This is a genomic window from Nocardioides sp. (genome assembly GCF_034670285.1).
In the GTDB taxonomy this organism is placed as follows: Bacteria; Actinomycetota; Actinomycetes; order Propionibacteriales; family Nocardioidaceae; genus Nocardioides.
Map to the genome: position 1 here is coordinate 1 of NZ_JAXMNS010000331.1, position 4,349 is coordinate 4,349.

Consider the following 4,349-nt stretch of genomic DNA (forward strand, 5'->3'; position numbering starts at 1 on the left):
GTCGCCGTCGAGGTCGACGAGCGGCTCCAGGCCGCCCTCCCCGCCGCCGGTCAACGCATGCGACTCCGAGCCGCCGCTGCCCCAGGTGATCTTGAGCCGGTCGGGCACGTTCGCCGAGCCCAGCACGACCGCCGTGTCGGTGAGTCCGTCACCGTCGAGGTCGGCCGACTGACGGGAGACCTCTGCTCGGGGCGCGCTCCGCAGGCGCGTTCGTGGCCTGCTGGTGGCCCACCTGCTGGGCGACGGGCTCGGTGACCGCAGCAGCGACGGGCGCGCCGTCGGGGCCCGAGAACAGCACCGAGCCGGCGACGGCCAGGGCAGCGACGGCGATCCCGGCGCCGGCGGTCCGCAGCCGCGCGGTGGGGTGGGCGGGGACGGGGTTCGGGTTCGGGTTCGGGTTCATGCTCGGGGACACGCACTGCGTGTCGTCGGGGTTGCCTCCCGGTGCCAGGAGTTTTTCCCCGCTCCCGGGCGCGCCATACTGCGGCCATGACCTCCTTGGATGCAGCGACCCCGTGGCACGATGAGCGCTGGCGCGAGAAGGGCGACAACCCGCTCCAGGCGGGCCTGCGCCTGCAGCAGGCCTGGTGGCGCCAGGAGTGCCTGGCGCAGCCGGAGGCCGGCCACGCCCACCCCGTGCAGCCCGGCAAGAAGCAGCCCAAGCGCAACCAGCTGGTCTCCACGATGCTGCCCGAGACCGTCGAGATCACGGCCAACCTGATGACCGACGAGGCTGTCGCGGCGTACGGCGACGCCAAGGACCGACCCGGCACCGCTCCTCACCTGATCCAGGAGGACCGGCTGCGCCGCGACCTGCTGGCCTCCCAGCCGCTGTGCTTCAACCTGTTCGGCCACCTCGCCCAGGCCGAGCCCGATGCGCTGCTGCCGTGGGTGCAGACCTTCGCCCCCGACGCGACGCGGGTGGCCGGCATCCGTCTCGGCTACGCACCCTCGGCAGCCGAGCTCGGCGAGGAGCCGCTCGGCACCTCTGCCTTCGACGCCTTCATCGAGTACGACCTGCCTGAGGGTCGGCTCGGCTTCGTCGGCGTGCAGACGATGTATGCCGAGGACCTCTCCAAGGGCCTGGCCCTGCCGCCGGCCGGCAGCGCTGCGCGCGCCAAGTACGTTGCCGAGACCGAGCTGCGCGACTGGCAGGACGGCGCAGCCGACGTGCTGCTCGGGCACCGCCGCAACCTGCAGTTCTGGTATCACCAGCTGCTCGCCCAGCGCACGCGCGCGCTGGTGAAGGCCGACGACGGCTCGCAGAAGTACGCCGAGAACGTCGTCGTGGTGGTCGCGAGCCGACTCGACACCAGCGCCCGGTCGACCGTCGACAAGGTCGCGCGCCTGCTCGGCGACGACGACCGGGGCACGCTGCGCTTCTGCACGCTGGAGGATGTCATCGACGCCGTCGAGGGCCACGAGCCGTGGAAGCACTCGCTGTGGCAGCGCTACACCGACTTCACCCCGGTCCAGCGCGAGCTGGCCGAGGGGTCCCCGCTCCGGGAGTCCTGAGCACTCAGCCGGGCAGGCCGAGCCACACCAGCGCAGCCGGCGCCTCGGGCGGCACCGCCGGGGAGCGTGGCGCCACCGGAGCCAAGGACTCGTACGACGACCCGGCGGCCGGGCGGGCGTCGACGTCGCCGCGGTTGGGCCACAGGGCGGTCGCGCGCTCGGCCATGGCGGTGATGGTCAGCGCCGGGTTGACCCCGAGGTTGGCCCCGATGGTGGACCCGTCGATCACGTGGAGCCCGTCGTAGCCGAAGACCCGGTGGTAGGGGTCGACGACGCCGGTGGCGGGGGAGTCCCCGATCACCGCCCCGCCCACGTAGTGCGCGGTCGCGGGTGTGCCGACGAGGTCGCTGGCCAGGGAGGTCGCGTCGCCGCCGACCTTCGCCGCCACCCGCCGTACGACGTCGTGGGCCAGCGGGATCCACGACGGGTTGGGCTCCCCGACGCCCGGTCGGGTGCGAAGGCGTCCGCGGTGCAGGTAGGAGGTCAGCGAGTTGTCGAGCGACTGCATGACGAGCAGCGACAGGGTGCGCGAGGAGGAGTTCTTGAGCCGCCGCGTGCGCACGAACGGCCCGGGACGGCGTACCTGCTCGGCCAGGAAGCGCAGGACCCGCCGGGGTCCGCCGTCGACGAGCGGCACGTTGAGCACCGCGCCCTTGTCCTGCATCTCGTTGCTCCGGCACAGCTCGACGTGTGTGTGCGGGTCGGGGTGGAACGACGACGTGATGGCCACGCCCTGGGCGAAGCCCTGCGGCTCCCGGGCGAGCACGTTGACGATCGCCTCGGAGTTGGACCGCGACAGCTCCCCGAGCCGTGACGACAGGTCGGGCAACGAGCCGCCGTCGCGCAGCGCGTGCAGGAGGCCCTGGGTGCCGCGGGCGGCTGCGGCGAACACGACCTGGTCGGCGGTGAAGGTGCGCTCGGCGGCGCGGGCCTTCCGGCCGCGCAGGCCCGGCTGCCTGGTCGTCACGGTGTAGCCACCCTGCGGCCGAGGTCGTACGTCGGTGACCTCGCAGAGCGCGTGGACGACGGCGCCGGCCTGCTCGGCGAGGTGCAGGTAGTTCTTGGGCAGGGTGTTCTTGGCGTTAAACGGGCACCCCGACGTGCAGCGCGCGCAGTGCACGCAGGCGTTGCGCTCCGGTCCGGCGCCACCGAAGAACGGGTCGGGCACCGAGCGCCCGGGGGAGGACTCGTCGAAGAGCACCCCGACGTCGGTGGGCTGGAACGTGTCGGCGACCCCCAGGTCGTCGGCGACCGTGCGCAGCACCTCGTCAGCCGGCCACAGCCGGGGGTTGGTGGTGACGCCGAGCATCCTACGCGCCTGCTCGTAGTACGGCGCCAGCTCGGCGCGCCAGTCGGTGAGGTGGCCCCACGAGGGGTCGGTGAAGAACGCGTCGTGCGGCTCGTAGAGCGTGTTGGCGTAGATCAGGGACCCGCCACCGACGCCGACCGCGCTGAAGAGCGAGATCTCACCCATCATGCTCAGCCGCATCGGCCCGAACATGCCCAGCCGGGGCAGCCACAGCAGGTCGCGCGAGCCCTGGGCCGCGAAGTCCTCGTCGGTCCAGCGTCGTCCGGCCTCGAGCACGCCGACGGCGTAGCCCTTCTCGCTCAGCCGCAGCGCAGTGACGCTGCCGCCGAAGCCGGAACCGATGACCAGGACGTCGTAGTGCGTCACGGCCGCTGTGCTCGAGTCAGCCGACGGGCTGGGTGGCCGGGGCGAAGGTGCGGGTGAGGAAGTCGACCTGGTGCTTCACGGCGGCGGCGTGGAACGGCTTGCCCTCCCACACGTCGAAGTGGTCGCCGGGGTAGTGGCGCACCAGCGCGCGGGCGTTGAACGCCGCCTTGGCGGCGGCCTGCGGGGGCGCGCTGCGGTCGAAGTCGGCGATCTGCACGAGCGTGGGGCACGTGATCTGCTTGGCGAGCTTGGACGGTCGGTGGTTGCCGAGCTCGAGGCCGACGGTCGCGTCGAGCTCGTTGACCCAGGTGGGTCCGGCCAGGGCGGTGTAGTCCTCGAGGGAGCCCTCGAGCGTGACGCACCCGAGCTCGCCGGGCCGGGCGACCAGGGGCATCATCCGGGTCGAGCCGAGCTTGGAGCGGAAGCCCTCGATGGTGCTGCGCAGCAGCTCGCGCTTCTTGTGGTTGGAGAAGGCGAGGCGACCGGCTGCGACCCCGTCGACCAGGGGCGTCAGGGAGATCATGGCGGCGATGTCGTCACGGCCGGCGGCCACGGCGAAGACGTGTCCGCCCGAGAGCGAGACGCCCCACAGCACCAGGCGCTCCGGGTCGACCCCGGGCAGCCGGCGCGCGGCCTCGACGGCAGCGCGGTAGTCGTCGACCTGACCCTCGACCGACACGGTCTGGCGCGGCGTTCCCCCCGAGGCGCCGAAGCCGCGGTAGTCGAAGGCGAGGACGTCGCAGCCCGCGGCGGCGAGCCCCTCGGCGAAGGAGGCCAGCCCCGAGTCCTTGGTGCCGCCGACGCCGTGGGCCATCACGACCACCGGCCGTCCGGCCGGGCTCGACAGGGCGTCGCCGCTGCCGACGAAGTGCCAGGCGTCGAGGGTGACGCCGCCGCTGGTGAAGGTGACGGTCTCGGGGCTCATCGGTGGTGCCTTTCGGTGGGCTGGCAGCTGGTGTCGGCTTGTGTTAGGTGGTGGTCAGGTGGAGCGGGCGGTGGTGTCGTTGCCGTAGATCGAGCGGAGCCAGATCGAGACCACGGTCTCGATCAGCGTCTCCTGGGCGATGGGGCCGCCGAGAGCGATGCGTTCGAGCATCCGGTCGTTGAGCTCGAGGAGCACCGAGGCCAGGGCCTCGGCATCGGCCCCGGCGGGTGCTCG

Annotated in this window: 5 protein-coding genes; 1 reads left to right on the forward strand and 4 read right to left on the reverse strand. The window is 72.6% G+C overall.

The window, feature by feature from the left end; translation table 11 throughout:
• Positions 1-148 precede the first annotated feature (148 nt).
• Positions 149-415 (reverse strand): hypothetical protein, encoded by a 267-nt coding sequence (locus VOI19_RS15105; RefSeq protein WP_323793791.1) that lies wholly within the window; start codon positions 413-415, stop codon positions 149-151.
• 74 nt (positions 416-489) lie between these two features.
• On the opposite strand from VOI19_RS15105, the gene VOI19_RS15110 reads away from it, so the two are divergent.
• The gene (locus VOI19_RS15110) at positions 490-1,515 is read left to right on the forward strand and encodes a PGN_0703 family putative restriction endonuclease (RefSeq protein ID WP_323793792.1); all 1,026 of its coding nucleotides are present in this window, start codon (positions 490-492) and stop codon (positions 1,513-1,515) included.
• A 4-nt stretch (positions 1,516-1,519) separates the two neighbouring features.
• Here the strand turns inward: VOI19_RS15110 and VOI19_RS15115 are convergent, their stop codons facing one another.
• The 3 genes from VOI19_RS15115 to VOI19_RS15125 form a co-directional block, all read right to left on the reverse strand.
• Positions 1,520-3,190: a GMC family oxidoreductase gene (locus VOI19_RS15115; RefSeq protein ID WP_323793793.1), complete on the reverse strand. Its 1,671-nt coding sequence runs from the start codon at positions 3,188-3,190 to the stop codon at positions 1,520-1,522.
• 16 nt (positions 3,191-3,206) lie between these two features.
• Positions 3,207-4,115 carry an alpha/beta hydrolase gene (locus tag VOI19_RS15120; protein WP_323793794.1) on the reverse strand — a complete coding sequence of 303 codons (909 nt, stop codon included), beginning with the start codon at positions 4,113-4,115 and terminating at the stop codon, positions 3,207-3,209.
• Positions 4,116-4,169: 54 nt separating this feature from the next.
• Positions 4,170-4,349 (reverse strand): hypothetical protein (locus tag VOI19_RS15125; RefSeq protein WP_323793795.1); only part of this gene is annotated, 180 nt, incomplete at its 5' end.

Coding starts and splice junctions, on each gene's coding strand:
- VOI19_RS15110 (WP_323793792.1), top strand. CDS start 490: ATGACCTCCTTGGATGCAGCGACCCCGTGGCACGATGAGCGCTGGCGC.
- VOI19_RS15120 (WP_323793794.1), bottom strand. CDS start 4,115: ATGAGCCCCGAGACCGTCACCTTCACCAGCGGCGGCGTCACCCTCGAC.